Origin of the sequence: Delftia tsuruhatensis (assembly GCF_903815225.1) — a bacterium.
Taxonomy (GTDB): domain Bacteria; phylum Pseudomonadota; class Gammaproteobacteria; order Burkholderiales; family Burkholderiaceae_C; genus Comamonas; species Comamonas tsuruhatensis_A.
The window spans coordinates 3,471,824-3,487,413 of sequence record NZ_LR813084.1; the positions used below are offsets into that span (position 1 = coordinate 3,471,824).

Here is a 15,590-nt window from a genome sequence, read left to right on the forward strand (position 1 = left end):
CTGTTTTTCTTTGAACAGTGATTCCAAACGAAGCTTTTGGCCGGCTTTTTTTGATTGCTGACCGATAGCATCGATACATATTTTTTCAAGGACCCTGGACATGCCAAATGCGCCCCCTACAAAAGCTGAAGGCCAGCAGCGCGAACTGCCAGCCTTCGCCGAGAACTGCGCAGCGCGAACCGCGCAGAACTCTTGATCAAAAACCCGTAGCAAGGAATTTTAGACCATGAAGAATGATGCCACGCCTCGCGCGGCAGGGGAAACCCACGCCGGAATCAACCCCAAGATCGGCCGCAACCCCCGCCCTACCCCTCCGACCCGCCGTGCAGCGCCAGCCCTGCCCGATCCTATTACGGCCCTCGACCTCCTTGAGCGGATCAAGGAGATTGCTGTGCACTGGCAATGCCTCATTGACAGCACGCTGGAGACGCACCGTTTCCATGCCAACGTCCATCCCAAACCGCTCCCACCGCTGCCTGATTGGGCCGTCCAACGCCTGCAAGACCAGGGACGCGCCCAGGCTGCCGATGAAGATTTCAGCAGAAAAGTTCGGCTTCTTGAGGACTGGCTGCACATCTCGGCCGGACACGGCTCGCAGTACCGCTACGAGGTATGGACCTCGAAAGGCGCGCGCCTAGCCTTCCGTCATGAGTCTTGGGCCGAGGCAGCGGAAGTGCTGGCGAAGCTGAAGCCGCAGCACCCCGACGCCTTCGTGAGCCGGCTGCATGTGACGGCGGCAACACCGCCGAGTGAATGCGAGCCGGCGCTACTGGATACGCTGGTTGGCAAGGTGGAGCATATCGGCACCTGGTTCAACGAAAGCGACACAGGCACTGACCTGATCGCCGTGCAGGATGCAACCGGGCGCCAAGTCATGGTCGCGGCCGAGATACTGCGGCAGCATGCTGTGTATGAGCGCCTGGACAAGAGTGGCCGCGAGTACCTGGATTGGTACTTGGAGCGGAGTGGCAAGGCATGAGCGACGTCGCAGAACGCAAGGCCCCTGCCCTGCAGCAGCCCAGCCGCGCCATGCCGGCGACGGCTGTGGGCCAACTGGAGCACCCTGCCCAGGCTACAGGAATGTTCGGGCGGCACATCTTGCTCACCCATCACAGCCTCTTCGGCCACGTCATCGAAGCGGGAGACGTGATCAGCGTGGATTTCGATGCGCGCCGCATCACCTGCGACTCCGACTACCTGATCGCCTTCTATTACGGCCAGGGTCATCAATGGTTTGGCGTGAGGCGGTTCCATCACCGTCTGGACGGCTCCCTTGAAATCGCTGATCCCCACGGGCTTGATGCGCTGCAGTGGGGCAAATGCACGCCCGAGATACTCAACTCCATCACCGTCTTCGGCCGCGTGCTGGAGGTGTTCAAGCCAGTCAGCAAAACGAGGTGCCGCCATGGTTGAAGCGCCATGCATTGATGTCGCGAAGCCCGACATCCTCCAAGAGCATGAAGCTTTGGCTCGCCACGTGGCTCGGCGCGTGCACAACTTGATCTTGCCTCTTGCGGACCTGTTGCCACGCATCCCCGGCCATGAAGCCGTCGACACGGCTGATGCTCTACTGATGGACGTGAACAGGACCGACGGAACGTGGATGGGGGACGGCCCGAGGCCGGCCATGGGTGAGCTTCTCGCCATGGTCGCCGACAGCTTGGACACAGCAACAAAGGCGCTGAGCGCTGCAGAGACCGACGGCAGTGACCCCATCAACGCCGCGCGCTGCCTGCTTCGAGAAGCTCTGCCGCTGGCAATCGATCTGTCCGGTGCCTTCCGGTCTTCTCGACTTGCGGGAGATTCATCGGCTCTCAGGGCGCTGCAGGAGCGACAGCAGGCCGTCTATGCGCCTGCAAGCGAACCGGGACCAGCCTCCAACCAAGAAGAAACCAAGCGGCACCACGTTCTTAGCGCCATCGCATTGCACGCGAGCATCCTGCTCGATGTGGTGGACAGCGCCGGCAGAACCGCAAACATCAACGAGATCCGGGGAGTTCTTGATGCGGCCCGGTTACTGACTGCCACCATCGGCAGCCTGGCAGATGGCATGACAGGAGAGAACAAGCGCGGCGATCAATACGGCTGGCACAACGCCTGCCAAAACTAGCAATCAACATGGCAGAGCAAAATGAAAAACGCCCCCGCTTCACGCGCCAAGACGGGTCATCGCACAGCGTACGCGCCCTCCTCGTGAATGCTTGGGAATCCCTTTGTCGTCAGACCACACAGCAAGGAGTTTTCTCATGAACGCTAAGCAAGCTGCAGCCATCCTCGGCATATCCTCTCGGGGGCTCTACGCTTTGGCCGCTCCTTATGGACCAATCCCCTGCTATCGCATCGGGCGCCGAATCGTGTTTAACGAAGCCGATGTTGTGGCGTTCAAGGAATCGCAAAGAGTTACCCAAGTCAAGCTCGAGACCAGAATCCCTGGCCCGATGCCGACCATCCGGCTGAAAGCCTCGGATCCCAATCCTCGCGCCAACCTAGAAAAGGCATTCCTAAAGTTGGGCATAGTCCCTAGCTGGATGCGTGATGCCGGCGTGGATGTGAAGGCCCTCAAGAACAAGGCAAAGGCAGCCGCCAAGAAGAAGGCTAGCGCGGCCTCTACCCCGCGCAAGAGAAGCACAGGAGGGCCAGCTACATGACAGCTGAATCACCAGTCTTGAGTCCTTTCCTGACCGAAGACGAGATAAACGGCCTGTGCAAGCCGCTGAAGCAGCGCTTCGCCCAGCGCCGCTACATCGAGCGAGTACTCGGCATTGCCGTGGCCGGTGTCCGTCCCGACGGCCTTCCGCTGGTTGGTCGCACCATCGTGGAAGAGAGGCTGAACAACAAAGCGCCCTCACCGGCTCGGCGCGGCTTCAACTGGAGTAAGTGATGGGTCGCAGAAGAGAGCGAGCATCAGGCTTCGGCCTTCTGCCCCGGATGGAGGCTCGGCCGCGCAAGAACGGGCTTGTCACCTACCGATATCACCCGGTGGGCGGCAAGCCCATCAACTTGGGAACAGATCGCACAGCGGCCATCCAGGCCGTGCTGGAGATGAATCACGTCCCCAACCTGCAGGGAACGATCCGCGAGCTCTGGGGCCTGTACCAGAAGACCGCCCGCTGGACGGCCCTGGCGGAGCGCACGAAGAAGGACTACGAGTCGTACAGCCTGAAGCTCATCGAGGTCATGGGAGAGGTGCCAGCCGCCGCAGTGCGCCCTACAGACATCGCCAGGTTCCTGCGCGTGGAGCGTGCAGACGCACCCGTGCGAGGCAATCGAGAGATCGCCCTACTCTCCAACCTGATGAACGTGGCCATTGAGCGCGGGCTGATCGACGCCAACCCGTGCAAGCAGGTCAAGAAGAACAGCGAGCGAGCCCGGACGGAAGCGCCCGAGCCGGCCGAGCTGCGCGCGTTCCTGGACTGGCTGGAGGCCGGCAGCCCAGCGCGCAAGACCCTGGCCTTGATGGCCGAGTTCGCCGCCCTGGCTGGCTCGCGCCGCGTGGAGTTCCTGGCCCTGCAGGTGCCGCAGATCGACATGCAGGCCGGCGAGATCCGGCTGATGCGCGCCAAGCAGCACGGCGGCACCAAGCGGGCCGAGAACATCACCATGGGTCCGGCCATGCTGGACCTGGCCAAGAGGCTGCTCCAGCTACCGCGCCCCGAGACCTCGCTGCACGTCTTCATCAACCAGCACGGCAGCCCGCTCACGGAATCGGGCTTCACCACGGGCTGGCAGCGGGCAATGGTCGAGGCCCTGGAGACCAAGGTGATCAGCCGGCGCTTCACCTTCCACGATCTGCGGGCGTACTACACGACCCAGCACAAGGCACGGTATGGCGCCCTGCCCGAGCTTCACGCCAGCTCGGCCACCACGGCCCGGGTCTACGACCGTTCGAAGGTCTCGAAACGGCAGTCCTTGGGCTGACCCGTATTCCCAAATTGGGAATAAAACAAAAGCCGCGCTACCTTTATGATAGCGCGGCTTCCGCATGTTTGTTGGTGGGTCCTGCGAGATTCGAACTCGCGACCAACGGATTAAAAGTCCGCTGCTCTACCGACTGAGCTAAAGACCCGAACCACGCCTTGCAGGCTTCACATGCCGCTCAGCGAAGACATAGATTGTAGCATCAAATTCCGACCTTCAATCCTTGACGCGGCTCAGTTGGTCAATGACCCAGCCGGCTGCGCACTGGCCGAAGGTGGCGGTGACGGACACCACCGATCCGTAGCCATGGCAGTTGAGCGTGCCATCGCCTTCGATGGCACAGGAGGCGTCGGGCGGGGCCACGGCCTCGCGGCTGAAGACGCAGGCGACGCCCATGCGCTTGCCCTCCCTGGGTGCGCCATGCTCACGGCGCAGGCGGTAGCGCAGCTGGGCCAGCAGCGGGTCGTGTGTGGTGGCACTGAGGTCATCGATATCCACCTTGTGCGCCAGACGCTTGCCACCGGCGGCTCCCACCGAGATGAAGCGCTGCCGCGTGGCACGTGCATGGGCGGCCATGGCAGTCTTGGCCCTTATCTGGTCGCAGGCGTCGATGACGGCATCGGCGTCTTGCGGGAGCAGGCGCAGCCAGTTGTCGGGATCGACGAAGTCATCGATGCAGTGCACGCGGCAGGCGGGATTGATCCGGGCGATGCGCTCACGCATGGCTTCGATCTTGGCCTGCCCCACCGTGGTGGTGAGCGCGTGGATCTGGCGGTTGATATTGGACTCGGCCACGTGGTCCATGTCGATCAGCGTGAGCTCGCCCACGCCACTGCGCGCCAGCGCCTCGGCGGTCCAGGAGCCCACCCCGCCAATGCCCACGACGACCACATGCGCGGCACGGATGCGCGCGGCCCCCGGCACGCCATACAGGCGCTCCAGGCCACCGAAGCGGCGCTGCAGGTCGGCATCAGAAAAAACAGCGCCTGCATCAGGCGCTGTCCTGTCTTGCCCCGAGGGGAAAGAGGCCGGCTCTGTCATCACTTGAGGCTGGCGAGACGGTTCTTGGCAGCTGCGGTGGCTTCGGCGTTGGGGTAGGCCTTGATCAGGTCTTCCAGCGTCTTGCGCGCGCCCTTGGTGTCCTTGAGCTCGATCTGGCAGTTGGCGATGGACAGCGCCGCCTCCGGCGCCCGACCGTGCATGGGAGTGGCAGCCAACAGGGCGCGAAAGTTGGCGATCGCGTCCTTGTAGTTGCGATTGGCGTACTGTGCATTGCCCAGCCAAAAGCGTGCCGAAGGGACATAGCCGCTCTTGGGCCACTGGCTCAGGAAGGAGGAGAAGGCTGCCCCGGCTTCCGCATAGCTGCCAGCACGAAACTGCGCCAGGGCAGCCTCGAAGTCACGCTTTTCGGCAGGATCGGCCGAGAACTCCTGGCCGTCCGACGTCACCGTGACGGGCTCGAACTGGCGCAGGCGCTCGTCCACGCCCTTGGCAATGTCACGCTGGCCGCGCTGGAGCTCGGCCACGTCGCGCAGCAACTGCTCGTTCTGGCCGCGCAGCTTGGCCTGCTCGGACTTGAGCTGCTCGATCTGCGACTGCAGCTCGAGCAGACCACGGCGCGTCTGCGCGCTTTCCTCGCTCATGCGCTGCTGCGACTGCTGCATGCCGTCGACGCGCTGGCGCATTTCGAGGATGGCGCGGCGCGCCTCGTCATCGCCGAACAGTGCGGCATGGCCGCTGGCGGCGTAACCGGCCGCCAGGGTCGCGGCCAGCAGCGTGCGCAGCGCGGTACGGTGCAGGATCGGGGAGCGCAGCATCTTCATCAGCGGTAGGACAGTTCAGCGCGGCGGTTCTGTGCGTAGGCGTCTTCCGAGTGGCCTTCGGCGGCAGGCTTTTCCTTGCCGTAGCTCACGGCTTCCATCTGCGAATCGCTGACGCCCAGCAGGCCCAGCGAGCGGCGCACGGCTTCGGCGCGCTTTTGGCCCAGGGCCAGGTTGTATTCGCGGCCGCCGCGCTCGTCGGTGTGGCCTTCGATCTGGACCTTGCGCGACGGCGCAGCCTTCAGGAAACGTGCGTGGGCTTCGATCTGGGGCTGGGCATCGGGCTTGACGACATAGCTGTCGAAGTCGAAGTAGACGATGCGGCTGACGCCCTGGGGACCGGCCTTGTCCGCGGCCGAGCCGGTCAGGTCCACGCCCGAGATGCCGCTTTGCGAGGTGCCGCCCGTGCCGGCACCGCTGCCCTGGCCCGTGGTGGTGGCACCCGCGTCGGTGACGGGGGTTTCGTCGAGTTTGACGCCCGAGCTGCAGCCCGCCATGAGGGCGGTGACGGCCAGTGCCAGGGAAAGTCGCTTGATGGTGATCATGAAAAATCTCCGTATGTCCGGATGGACTTCGTGCTGAGTTGACTAGTTGACTGAAAAACCGGGAATCACTGGCGCTGGAACGGACCCCAGTCGGGCTCGCGGATGTCCCCGCCCTGCCCTGCAAGGCGCGCCTTGATCTTGCCGTCCAGCGTGGTGGTCATGAGCGCCTCGCGGCCCTGCTGCAGGGTGGCGTAGACGATCAGGCGGCTGTTCGGAGCGAAGCTGGGGCTTTCGTCCGCCGTGGTGTCGGTGATGGCATTGACCGTGCCGGTGGCCAGGTCCATGACGTGCAGCTTGAAGCCGCCGCCCACGCGCGAGACGTAGGCAAGCCATTTTCCATCGGGGCTGACACTGGGCGAGATGTTGTAGTTGCCGGTAAAGGTGACGCGTTCTGCGCTGCCGCCCGAGGCGGGGACCTTGTAGATCTGGGGAGCGCCGCCACGGTCGCTGACGAAGTAGATGGATCGTCCGTCGCTGGAGAAGTTCGGCTCGGTATCGATGCCGCTGCTTTGCATGAGGCGGCGCGGCTCACCGCCCTGTGCGCCGATCAGGTACAGCTGCGAGCCGCCATCGCGGCTGAGCGTGACGGCCAGCGAATTGCCATCGGGCGACCAGGCCGGCGCACTGTTGGAGCCACGGAAATTGGCCAGGAGGCGTCGGCGCCCGCTGGCCACTTCGTGCACATACACCACGGGCTTGCGTGATTCGAAGGACACGTAGGCCAGCTGGGTGCCGGTGGGCGACCAGGCCGGCGAGATGATGGGCTCGGGGCTGGACAGCGCGGACTGGGCGTTCTCGCCATCGGCATCGGCCACCCACAGCCGGTAGTTGCTGCCCGACTTGGTCACGTAGGCGATGCGCGTGGAGAACACGCCCTTCTCGCCCGTGAGCTTTTCGTAGATGTAGTCCGAGATGCGGTGAGCCACCAGGCGCAGGTCGCCCGTGGTGACTGCGAAGCCCTGGCCACCCAGGTCCTGGCCCTTGACCACGTCCCACAGGCGAAAGCGCACGTCATAGCGGCCGTCGGCCAGGCGCGTGATGCTGCCCGCAGCCAGGGAGTCGGCACTCTTCTGGCGCCACAGGGCCACGTCGGGGCGCGAGGTTTCGTCCAGCTGGGCACCCGCCGTGTCCACGGCGCGGAACTGACCGCTGCGCTCCAGGTCGGCCTGGATGATGGCCGATATCTTCTGGGGCGCCTGCCCTTCCCCCTTGAAGGCTGCAATGGCGATGGGCAACTGCGTCAGGCCCACGCCCGTCACTTCGACGCGGAACTGCGCCAGGGCGGGAATTGCAGGAGTCGATGCAAGGGCAGCCAGCAAGGTACGCCGCGAAGGGCATGGCACGGCCCCCAGGAGGGAGGAAGAAGGGAGTCGGTCAATAGTCATTGGCATTCATCAATATCTACGGGAAGACCCCGGTACTTGCACAGGTGCGAATGTTACACACACTGGATGCGTCACGATGTAAGAACGTGCACGGTAGGGTCTGTCGGTCCACGCTTTCTCGATCCTTGCCAGGCGCCGCAGTTCCCCATGGCGCAGCCAGGTGCACGCCCGCCGTAAAATCCGCGCCTCATGCAAGCACCATCCTCACCGCCGCCGGCCCCCGCGCCTTCGGCCGCACCGGCGGCCCTTGATCTGGCCAGCACGCTGACCCTGTCGCAGCGCCTCAGGCGTCTGTCCCCGTACTTCGGAGGCCAGCGCCTGGCATGGACGCTGGCCGTGGTCGCCACCCTGGTGGGGGCGGTCACCGAGCCGCTGATCCCGGCCCTGCTCCAGCCCTTGCTGGACAGCGGCTTCACCGACGGCACGCTGCCGTTGTGGTCGGTGCCGCTGGCCATCATCGGCGTGTTCCTGGTGCGGGGCTTGGCACAGTTCGTGGGCCAGTATGCGCTGGCGCGCATCGCCAACGAAGGCATGCTGGCGTTGCGCCAGCGCCTGTTCGAGCGTCTGCTGGCCGCCGACATGGCGCTGTTCTCGCGGCAATCGGCCTCGTCGCTGTCCAATACCGTAGTCTACGAGGTGCAGACGGGTTCCACCCTGCTGGTACAGGCCATGCTGGGCATTTCGCGCGATGGCTTCACGCTGGTGGCGCTGCTGGGCTACCTGCTGTATCTGAACTGGCAGCTGACCCTGGTGGTGGCTGCCGTGGTGCCCGGCGTGGCCTGGATCATGAAGACGCTGTCGCGGCGCCTGTACCGCATCACCAAGATCAGCCAGGAGGCCACCGATTCGCTGGCCTACGTGGTGGAAGAGAACGTGCTGGCCCATCGCATGGTGCGACTGCATGGCGCGCAGCAAGGCCAGCAAAAGCGCTTCGGCGGCCTGAGCGGTCAGCTGCGCAAACTGGCCATCAAGGCGACCATCGCCTCGGCCGCGATGACACCGCTGACCCAGTTGCTGGCCGCCGCTGCCCTGTCGGCCGTGATCTGCATCGCGCTGTGGCAAAGCCGGGGCACGGGCGCCATCACGGCCAATGTGCAGGAGGTGACGGTGGGCAGCTTCGCGGCCTTCATCACGGCCATGCTGATGCTGATCGCGCCGATCCGCCGCCTGGCCGATGTGGCCAACCCCATCACGCGCGGCGTGGCTGCGCTGGAGCGTGGCCTGCACCTGCTCGAGGGCTCGGGCGACGAGACCGGCGGCACGCTGGTGCCGGGCAGGGCCCGCGGCGAGCTGGCGCTGCGCGACGTGTCCGTGCAATTTGGCGAGGACAAGGCTCCTGCCCTGAGCCATGTGGACCTGAGCGTGCGCCCTGGCGAGGTGGTGGCCCTGGTCGGCCCCTCCGGCGCCGGCAAGACGACCCTGGTGAACCTGCTGCCGCGCTTTCTTCAACCCACGGGCGGGCAGTTGCTGCTCGATGGCATCCCTCTGTCGGAGTGGGAACTGGGCGCGCTGCGCCAGCAGTTCGCCATGGTCAGCCAGGATGTGGTGATGTTCAACGACACCATCGCCGCCAACGTGGCCCTGGGCAGCGCGGAAGACGAGGCCCGGCTGTGGGCCGCGCTGGACGCTGCCAATCTGGGCGCCCATGTGCGCGGCCTGCCCCAGGGACTGCACCAGGTGGTGGGCCACAACGCCAGCCAGTTGTCGGGCGGCCAGCGCCAGCGGCTGGCGATCGCACGGGCGCTGTACAAGGATGCACCCATCCTGATCCTGGACGAGGCCACCTCGGCGCTGGACAACGAATCCGAGCGCCTGGTGCAGGAGGCGCTGACGCGGCTGATGCAGGGCCGCACCACCCTGGTCATCGCGCACCGGCTGTCGACCATCGAGCATGCCGACCGCGTGGTGGTGATGGAGCGCGGCCGCATCGCCGAACAGGGAACGCACGCCGAGTTGCTGGCACGGGACGGGTTGTACGCCAGACTGAGCAGGAATCACACCCATTGAGTGGACAAGGGTGGCGCCCGCAATGCCACCTGCCTTGCGGCTACCAGGTGCCGCGCGAGGGCTGGGTCTTGCGCTCGGCCTGGATGGCCTTGGAGAGCTTGTCCACCATGTACTGGCGATCGACCTGCCGGGCGAAATCGGCGGCCGTGAGGCCGCGCTGGTTGCGCAGCACGACGTCGGCCCCCTCGGCGATCAGCAGGTCCACCACGGCCTCGCTGCTGTACTGGGCGGCCAGCATGAGCGGCGTGGTGCCATTGGGGGATTCGGCATCGATGTAGGCGCTCTTGTCGAGCAGCAGCTTGACGATGTCCAGGGTCCTGGGCAGGTCGGCCGAGGCCGCGTAGTGCAGCGGTGCCCAGCCCGGGCGGTTGACGTCGGCGCCACGGCGGATCAGTTCCCGCGCCAGGTCCAGATGGCCCTTGATGCAGGCCATCATCAGCGGCGTCTCACCCTGCTGGGAAGCTTCGTTGACCTTGATGCCCGGCGACTTGAGCAGAACGTCGAACACGCCCAGCGACCCCTGGTGCAAGGCTGCCACCAGGCCCGGTCGGCCACGCGTGTCGCGGGTGTTGGGATCGAAGCCGCGAAAGATCAGGTTGACCATGGCGCGTTCGTTGTCGCTGATGATGGCGCGCACATAGTCGTCGTACTGGCTGGCGTGCGCCAGACCGCCCCCGCCGCCAGCGGCCATGACCGCCAGGGCCCGGCCCAGCCAGCGGCGCCGGTCCATGCGGCCTGAGCGACCCAGGCCGTCCACGATCGCAGCCTTCAGTCGCATGCGACGACCCCCTTGAAAAGCCGGTCGAAGTTGGCGCTGGTCAGTGCCGCCACCTCCTCCACCGGCATGCCCCGCACCTGGGCGATCTGCCGGGCCACATAGGGCACGTAGGAGGGGTTGTTGGTCTTGCCACGATAGGGCACCGGCGCCAGGTAGGGGCTGTCGGTCTCGATCAGCAGGCGGTCGGCCGGCACGAAGGCCGCCACGTCGCGCAGATGCTGGGCGTTCTTGAAGGTGACGATGCCCGACATGGAGATGTAGTAACCCAGGTCCAGCGCCGCGCGGGCGACTTCCATGGTCTCGGTGAAGCAGTGGAACACGCCGCCGGCCTGGCCTGCCGATCCGTCTTCGCCCTCTTCGCGCAGGATGGCCAGCGTGTCGTCGGAGGCGCTGCGCGTATGGATGACCAGGGGCTTTTGCGTCCGGCGAGCCGCACGGATGTGCACGCGAAAGCGCTCGCGCTGCCACTCCAGGTCGGCGATGGATCGACCGCCCTTGCGGTCTTCCATGCCGTAGTAGTCCAGCCCGGTCTCGCCGATGGCCACCACACGGGGCAGCGCGGCGCGCTCGACCAAGTCGTCCACGCCGGGCTCGGTCATGTGCTCGGTATCGGGGTGCACGCCCACCGTGGCCCAGAAGTTGTCATGGTCCAGCGCCAGCCGGTGCACATCGCCGAATTCCTCCATCGTGGTGCAGATGCACAGCGCACGCGTGACGCGCGCGGCCGCCATGGCCTCGCGGATTTCGGGCAGGCGGCTTTGCAGCTCGGGGAAGTTCAGGTGGCAGTGGGAATCGGTAAACATGCAATCTCGTGGTTCAGAAACAGCCATGCCGACGCGGGAGTGCGCCTCCCTGTCGGCATGCATGGCAGGCGGGCGCCGGGCTCAGACCGTCTGCGTGGCCTTGTCCGAGCCCAGGGCAGCGCCCAGGATGTTCTCGATCTTGGCCTTGAGTTCCGCAGACTTCTCGTCCTTGGGGAACTGTATGCCTATGCCCTGCGTGCGGTTGCCGGAGGCCCGCGCCGGAGTGATCCAGGCCACGCGGCCGGCCACAGGGTAGCGCTGGGGCTCGTCGGGCAGGGTCAGCAGCACGTAGACATCGTCGCCGAGCCGGTACTCACGCTGTGTGGGGACGAAAACACCCCCTTCGGCGAACATGGGAATATAGGCAGCGTACAGCGCGGCCTTTTCCTTGATCGCCAGTTGCATCACGCTGGGACGGGGGGTGGTGGGTGCGGTGCTCATGGATGTTTTGCAGACCTTGGTTCGGTGAGCGGCCGGCGCGGTTGGCACCGGGCCCAGGGCAGTAGGTTAACAGGCCGGCGCCTGCCGTGGCAAAAAGCGCCCGGCCGCATGGCGGCGGGCATCACCCCCTGCGCTGGCGCGTCGGCTGGCCGGACAGCAGCACACGCCGCGCCTCGGCGGCCAGGGCTTCGGTCATGAGACCGGCGTTGAAGGGATGCTCGGCGGTGCGCGCGGCCTGCGCCAGGGCGCGCGACCAGTCGGCCAGCAATCCCATGGCCAGTGGCCGCGAAGGCAGATCGGCCGGTGTGAAATAGCGTGGCGCGGCCCCCGCGGCCAGGGCCATCAGGTCGTGGCAGATCTTTTGCAGTGCCGCCACGGCATCGGGTGGTGCATAGGCGGCCAGGGCCGCCACATCGCCCTTGGCCAGGGCGCGCGGCAGATGGGACCAGGCGCCCATGTCCTTGCCCCCCCCGCTTTGCGCCAGTTCCAGCGCATCGCCGGGCCGTCCGCCCGCGGCGCGCAACGCCACGGCGGCGGCATCGGGTGCCACGCCCTGCGCCTGCAGCCACGCCAGGGCCTGCTCCTGCGCGGGCCAGGCCATGGTGTGGATCAGGCAGCGGCTGCGGATGGTGGGCAGCAACTGATGCGATGCCTCGCTGGCGAGCACGAAGCGCGCATCGCCCGGCGGCTCCTCCAGCGTCTTGAGCAAGGCATTGGCCGTGATGGCGTTCATCTGCTCGGCCGGATAGACCAGCACCGCCTTGCCCCGCCCGCGCGCGCTGGTGCGCTGGCAGAACTCCACGGCGTCGCGCATGGCCTCCACCCGGATCTCGCGGCTGGGCTTGCGCTTCTTGTCATCGATCTCGGCCTGGGCCTTCTCCGGCAGGGGCCAGCCCAGGGCCATCATCTGCACCTCGGGCATGAGCACGCACAGGTCGGCATGGGCCCGCACGTCGATCGCGTGGCAGCTGCCGCAGTGCCCGCAGGCGCCCTGTTCCGTGGGCGACTCGCACAGCCAGGCACGCACCAGGGACAGCGACAGCGCGTACTGGCCCAGGCCCGAAGGGCCTTGCAACAGCCAGGCATGGCCGCGCTGCGCCAGCAGGCGCGTGCGCTGCCCGGCGATCCAGGCCGCATCGGTCTCGGCCGGTTGTTGCAGGGACTCGCTCATGCGCTGCCTCCCGGGCCGGCCGCCATGATGGCCAGCCAGCCCCTGTGCACCATGACCTGGGTGATCTGCTGCCAGACCGCGTGCCGGCTGGCATTGGAGTCGATGCGCGCAAAGCGCTGGGGCGCCGCGGCGGCGCGCGCCGCATAGCCCTGGGCCACGCGCGCGAAGAAGCTGCCGGGCTCGGACTCGAAACGGTCGGGCACACGCGCCGAGGCCAGGCGTTCGGCCGCCACCTCGGCGGGCAGGTCGAACCACAGGGTCAGATGAGGCTCGCGCAGCAGGCCGGGCTGGGGCGCCGTGCCAGTCTGTACCATGCGCTCCAGCGTGGCCAGCGGCGCCACGTCGAAGCCCCGGCCCGCGCCCTGGTAGGCGAAGGTGGCATCGGTGAAACGGTCGCAGAGCACGACTTCGCCGCGCGCGAGCGCCGGCTCTATCACCTGCACCAGATGGTCACGCCGGGCCGCGAAGGCGATCAGCGCCTCGGTCAGCGGGTCCATGGCGTCGTGCAGCATCAGCGCCCGCAGCTTTTCGGCCAGCGGCGTGCCTCCGGGCTCGCGGGTGAGCGTCACGGTACGGCCCTGGTCGCGAAAGGCCTGGGCCAGGGACGCGATGTGCGAGGACTTGCCGGCGCCATCGATGCCTTCGAAGCTGATGAACAGGCCGGCGGGAATTGCAGTGGTCATAGGAGAGGAGGATACGCAAGGGCCCGGGGGCCGCATTGGCGGTCAGGGTTTTTGCGGGCCGCGCTGGTAGCGGTTCACGGCGCGGTTGTGCTCATCCAGCGAGTTGCTGAAATGGCTGGTGCCGTCCCCGCGTGCCACGAAATACAGCGCCCTGGTCTGGCCAGGCTGCACGGCCGCCATGAGGGCCGCCTTGCCGGGCATGGCAATCGGCGTGGGCGGCAGACCCGCACGGGTGTAGGTATTCCAGGGCGTGTCGGCCTGCAAGTCGCGGCGGCGCAGGTTGCCGTCGAATTTCTCGCCCAGGCCATAGATCACGGTGGGGTCGGTCTGCAGCAGCATGCCTATGCGCAGGCGGTTGCTGAAGACCCCGGCGATCTGCCCACGGTCGGCGGCCCGGCCGGTCTCCTTCTCGACGATGCTGGCCAGGATCAGGGCTTCATCGGCGCTCTTGAGCGGTGTGTCGGCGGCGCGCAGTGCCCAGGCATCGGCCAGGCGCCGGTCCATGGCGTGCAATGCGCGGCGCAGCAAGGCCAAGTCGGAGCTGCCCTTGGCATAGGTATAGGTGTCGGGGAAGAAGCGGCCTTCGGGCGGCACGCCAGGCCGGCCCAGCGCCTGCATGAGTGCAGCATCGTCCATGTCCGCGCTTTCCTTGCGCAGGAATTCCTCGCGCGCCAGGGCGGCGCGCACCTGGCGCCAGTTCCAGCCTTCGACCAAGGTCAACGCCTTGAGCGACTCCTCGCCGCGCGCGAGCTTTTGCAGCAGCACATAGGGTGTCAGGCCCGTGTTCAACTCATAGTTGCCGGCCTTGATCTGCCGGTCCAGGCCCGAGAGACGGAACCAGGCGTACAGCAGTCGCGCGTCGGTCTGTACGCCGGCCTTGACGGCTTCGCGCGCCACACCACGCGGCGTGGTGCCAGGTTCGACCTCCAGCTCCAGCGTGGGCTGGGCAAGAGGCAGGGGCTGGTGCAACCACCACCAGCCGGCACCGGCCAGCACGGCGGCCAGCACCAGCAACATCATCAAAGCGCGAAAGAGAAGGCGCACAACCTCGGTCCAAGCAAGCCATAGAGCGGCTGATCATAATTCAGCCATGACCCAGCCTCTCCTGAACGGCATTGCCCCCGTTTCCCATCTCGGCGTGATACGCGCCCTCGGCGAAGACGCCGCCCAGTTCCTGCATGGCCAGCTGACCAACGACTTCGTGCTGCTCGATCTGCAGCATGCGCGCCTGGCGGCGTTCTGCACCGCCAAGGGACGCATGCTGGCCAGCTTCATCGGCTTCAAGCGCGGCCCGGACGAGATCCTGCTGCTGTGCGACCGAAGCCTGCTGGCCCCCACGCTCAAGCGCCTGTCCATGTTCGTGCTGCGCGCCAAGTGCAAGCTCAGCGACGCCACGGCGGATTTCACGCTGCATGGCCTGGCCGGCGATGTGGCCGGCAATGCCCCGCCCTGGTCCATGGCGCAGGATGGCGAGGTTCACCGCATCGCCCTGTACCCGGCAGCGGGCCAGCCGCGCGCGCTGCGTGTGGCACCCCTGGGCGCACCCCTGCCCCAGGGGCCTGCGCTCAGCGAAGCCGAATGGCTGTGGAGCGAAGTCGCCAGCGGTATCGCCACGCTGTCGGCCCCCGTGGCCGATGCCTTCGTGCCGCAGATGCTGAACTACGAATCCGTGGGTGGCGTGAACTTCAAGAAGGGCTGCTACCCCGGCCAGGAGGTCGTGGCCCGCAGCCAGTTCCGTGGCACGCTCAAGCGCCGCGCCTGTATCGTCCACGCGCAGCAGCCACTGGCGACAGGCATGGAAGTGTTCACGCCCGAAGACCTGGAACAGGCCACCGGCACCGTGGTCCAGGCCGCCCCGGCCCCGGCCGGGGGCTGGGACGCCATCGTCTCCATGCAGATCGCCTCGGCCGGGCAGCCATTGCTGGCCCATGCGGCCGTGGGCGAGGGCCAGCAGGCCGATGCAACCCAGGCCGTGGCGCTGCAGCCCAGGCCCCTGCCCTATGTGCTGCGTGACGACATCTGAGTCCTGCGCAAGGGCT

At 66.4% G+C, this 15,590-nt stretch carries 18 protein-coding genes and 1 tRNA gene; 8 read left to right on the forward strand and 11 right to left on the reverse strand.

Features of this window, described 5'->3' with window-relative positions; all coding sequences use genetic code 11:
• Positions 1 to 226 precede the first annotated feature (226 nt).
• The 6 genes from L1Z78_RS15765 (at position 227) to L1Z78_RS15790 (ending at position 3,918) form a co-directional block, all read left to right on the forward strand.
• Positions 227 to 979, forward strand: a complete 753-nt coding sequence (locus L1Z78_RS15765) for a hypothetical protein (protein WP_234637339.1) — start codon at positions 227 to 229, stop codon at positions 977 to 979.
• Positions 976 to 1,413 carry a hypothetical protein gene (locus L1Z78_RS15770; RefSeq protein ID WP_234637340.1) on the forward strand — a complete coding sequence of 146 codons (438 nt, stop codon included), beginning with the start codon at positions 976 to 978 and terminating at the stop codon, positions 1,411 to 1,413. The genes L1Z78_RS15765 and L1Z78_RS15770 overlap by 4 nt, the downstream gene beginning before the upstream one ends.
• Positions 1,406 to 2,110 (forward strand): hypothetical protein, encoded by a 705-nt coding sequence (locus tag L1Z78_RS15775; RefSeq protein ID WP_234637341.1) that lies wholly within the window; start codon positions 1,406 to 1,408, stop codon positions 2,108 to 2,110. The genes L1Z78_RS15770 and L1Z78_RS15775 overlap by 8 nt, the downstream gene beginning before the upstream one ends.
• A 136-nt stretch (positions 2,111 to 2,246) precedes the next feature.
• The gene (locus L1Z78_RS15780) at positions 2,247 to 2,648 is read left to right on the forward strand and encodes a helix-turn-helix domain-containing protein (RefSeq protein WP_234637342.1); all 402 of its coding nucleotides are present in this window, start codon (positions 2,247 to 2,249) and stop codon (positions 2,646 to 2,648) included.
• Positions 2,645 to 2,881: a hypothetical protein gene (locus tag L1Z78_RS15785; protein ID WP_234637343.1), complete on the forward strand. Its 237-nt coding sequence runs from the start codon at positions 2,645 to 2,647 to the stop codon at positions 2,879 to 2,881. Before L1Z78_RS15780 ends, L1Z78_RS15785 begins: the two co-directional genes overlap by 4 nt.
• 119 nt (positions 2,882 to 3,000) lie before the next feature.
• Complete coding sequence (locus L1Z78_RS15790) at positions 3,001 to 3,918, forward strand: tyrosine-type recombinase/integrase (RefSeq protein ID WP_326491948.1); 918 nt, start codon at positions 3,001 to 3,003, stop codon at positions 3,916 to 3,918.
• Between the two features lie 72 nt (positions 3,919 to 3,990).
• Here L1Z78_RS15790 and L1Z78_RS15795 read toward each other — a convergent pair.
• The 5 genes from L1Z78_RS15795 to tolB form a co-directional block, all read right to left on the reverse strand.
• A tRNA-Lys gene (locus tag L1Z78_RS15795) sits at positions 3,991 to 4,066 on the reverse strand.
• A 68-nt stretch (positions 4,067 to 4,134) separates the two neighbouring features.
• Entirely contained in the window at positions 4,135 to 4,959 is an 825-nt protein-coding gene (locus L1Z78_RS15800; protein ID WP_234637344.1) for a tRNA threonylcarbamoyladenosine dehydratase, read from the reverse strand.
• The gene (ybgF, locus tag L1Z78_RS15805) at positions 4,959 to 5,741 is read right to left on the reverse strand and encodes a tol-pal system protein YbgF (protein WP_234637345.1); all 783 of its coding nucleotides are present in this window, start codon (positions 5,739 to 5,741) and stop codon (positions 4,959 to 4,961) included. Before ybgF ends, L1Z78_RS15800 begins: the two co-directional genes overlap by 1 nt.
• Positions 5,741 to 6,283: a peptidoglycan-associated lipoprotein Pal gene (pal, locus tag L1Z78_RS15810; RefSeq protein WP_234637346.1), complete on the reverse strand. Its 543-nt coding sequence runs from the start codon at positions 6,281 to 6,283 to the stop codon at positions 5,741 to 5,743. The genes ybgF and pal overlap by 1 nt, the downstream gene beginning before the upstream one ends.
• A 65-nt stretch (positions 6,284 to 6,348) precedes the next feature.
• Positions 6,349 to 7,668, reverse strand: a complete 1,320-nt coding sequence (tolB, locus tag L1Z78_RS15815; protein ID WP_234637347.1) for a Tol-Pal system beta propeller repeat protein TolB — start codon at positions 7,666 to 7,668, stop codon at positions 6,349 to 6,351.
• A 189-nt stretch (positions 7,669 to 7,857) separates the two neighbouring features.
• On the opposite strand from tolB, the gene msbA reads away from it, so the two are divergent.
• Positions 7,858 to 9,675, forward strand: a complete 1,818-nt coding sequence (gene msbA / locus L1Z78_RS15820) for a lipid A export permease/ATP-binding protein MsbA (RefSeq protein ID WP_234637348.1) — start codon at positions 7,858 to 7,860, stop codon at positions 9,673 to 9,675.
• Between the two features lie 40 nt (positions 9,676 to 9,715).
• Here msbA and L1Z78_RS15825 read toward each other — a convergent pair whose 3' ends face one another.
• The 6 genes from L1Z78_RS15825 to mltG form a co-directional block, all read right to left on the reverse strand.
• The gene (locus L1Z78_RS15825; protein WP_234637349.1) at positions 9,716 to 10,453 is read right to left on the reverse strand and encodes an ankyrin repeat domain-containing protein; all 738 of its coding nucleotides are present in this window, start codon (positions 10,451 to 10,453) and stop codon (positions 9,716 to 9,718) included.
• Complete coding sequence (locus tag L1Z78_RS15830) at positions 10,444 to 11,256, reverse strand: TatD family hydrolase (protein WP_234637350.1); 813 nt, start codon at positions 11,254 to 11,256, stop codon at positions 10,444 to 10,446. The genes L1Z78_RS15825 and L1Z78_RS15830 overlap by 10 nt, the downstream gene beginning before the upstream one ends.
• Positions 11,257 to 11,337: 81 nt before the next feature.
• Entirely contained in the window at positions 11,338 to 11,697 is a 360-nt protein-coding gene (locus L1Z78_RS15835; RefSeq protein ID WP_234637351.1) for a PilZ domain-containing protein, read from the reverse strand.
• A gap of 121 nt (positions 11,698 to 11,818) precedes the next feature.
• Positions 11,819 to 12,868, reverse strand: coding sequence for a DNA polymerase III subunit delta' (locus L1Z78_RS15840; protein WP_234637352.1), 1,050 nt, complete (start codon positions 12,866 to 12,868; stop codon positions 11,819 to 11,821).
• Positions 12,865 to 13,539, reverse strand: a complete 675-nt coding sequence (gene tmk / locus L1Z78_RS15845) for a dTMP kinase (RefSeq protein ID WP_234642188.1) — start codon at positions 13,537 to 13,539, stop codon at positions 12,865 to 12,867. The genes L1Z78_RS15840 and tmk overlap by 4 nt, the downstream gene beginning before the upstream one ends.
• Before the next feature lie 54 nt (positions 13,540 to 13,593).
• Positions 13,594 to 14,595, reverse strand: a complete 1,002-nt coding sequence (gene mltG, locus L1Z78_RS15850) for an endolytic transglycosylase MltG (RefSeq protein WP_326491949.1) — start codon at positions 14,593 to 14,595, stop codon at positions 13,594 to 13,596.
• A gap of 46 nt (positions 14,596 to 14,641) precedes the next feature.
• Between mltG and L1Z78_RS15855 the strand changes: the two genes are divergently transcribed.
• Positions 14,642 to 15,574, forward strand: coding sequence for a YgfZ/GcvT domain-containing protein (locus L1Z78_RS15855; RefSeq protein WP_234637354.1), 933 nt, complete (start codon positions 14,642 to 14,644; stop codon positions 15,572 to 15,574).
• Positions 15,575 to 15,590 lie beyond the last annotated feature (16 nt).

Excerpts from the sequence above, each read along its gene's own strand:
- L1Z78_RS15765 (WP_234637339.1), top strand. The coding sequence starts at position 227 with ATGAAGAATGATGCCACGCCTCGCGCGGCAGGGGAAACCCACGCCGGA.
- L1Z78_RS15770 (WP_234637340.1), top strand. The coding sequence starts at position 976 with ATGAGCGACGTCGCAGAACGCAAGGCCCCTGCCCTGCAGCAGCCCAGC.
- L1Z78_RS15775 (WP_234637341.1), top strand. The coding sequence starts at position 1,406 with ATGGTTGAAGCGCCATGCATTGATGTCGCGAAGCCCGACATCCTCCAA.
- L1Z78_RS15780 (WP_234637342.1), top strand. The coding sequence starts at position 2,247 with ATGAACGCTAAGCAAGCTGCAGCCATCCTCGGCATATCCTCTCGGGGG.
- L1Z78_RS15785 (WP_234637343.1), top strand. The coding sequence starts at position 2,645 with ATGACAGCTGAATCACCAGTCTTGAGTCCTTTCCTGACCGAAGACGAG.
- L1Z78_RS15800 (WP_234637344.1), bottom strand. The coding sequence starts at position 4,959 with ATGACAGAGCCGGCCTCTTTCCCCTCGGGGCAAGACAGGACAGCGCCT.
- ybgF (WP_234637345.1), bottom strand. The coding sequence starts at position 5,741 with ATGAAGATGCTGCGCTCCCCGATCCTGCACCGTACCGCGCTGCGCACG.
- pal (WP_234637346.1), bottom strand. The coding sequence starts at position 6,283 with ATGATCACCATCAAGCGACTTTCCCTGGCACTGGCCGTCACCGCCCTC.
- tolB (WP_234637347.1), bottom strand. The coding sequence starts at position 7,668 with ATGACTATTGACCGACTCCCTTCTTCCTCCCTCCTGGGGGCCGTGCCA.
- msbA (WP_234637348.1), top strand. The coding sequence starts at position 7,858 with ATGCAAGCACCATCCTCACCGCCGCCGGCCCCCGCGCCTTCGGCCGCA.
- L1Z78_RS15825 (WP_234637349.1), bottom strand. The coding sequence starts at position 10,453 with ATGCGACTGAAGGCTGCGATCGTGGACGGCCTGGGTCGCTCAGGCCGC.
- L1Z78_RS15830 (WP_234637350.1), bottom strand. The coding sequence starts at position 11,256 with ATGTTTACCGATTCCCACTGCCACCTGAACTTCCCCGAGCTGCAAAGC.
- L1Z78_RS15835 (WP_234637351.1), bottom strand. The coding sequence starts at position 11,697 with ATGAGCACCGCACCCACCACCCCCCGTCCCAGCGTGATGCAACTGGCG.
- L1Z78_RS15840 (WP_234637352.1), bottom strand. The coding sequence starts at position 12,868 with ATGAGCGAGTCCCTGCAACAACCGGCCGAGACCGATGCGGCCTGGATC.
- L1Z78_RS15855 (WP_234637354.1), top strand. The coding sequence starts at position 14,642 with ATGACCCAGCCTCTCCTGAACGGCATTGCCCCCGTTTCCCATCTCGGC.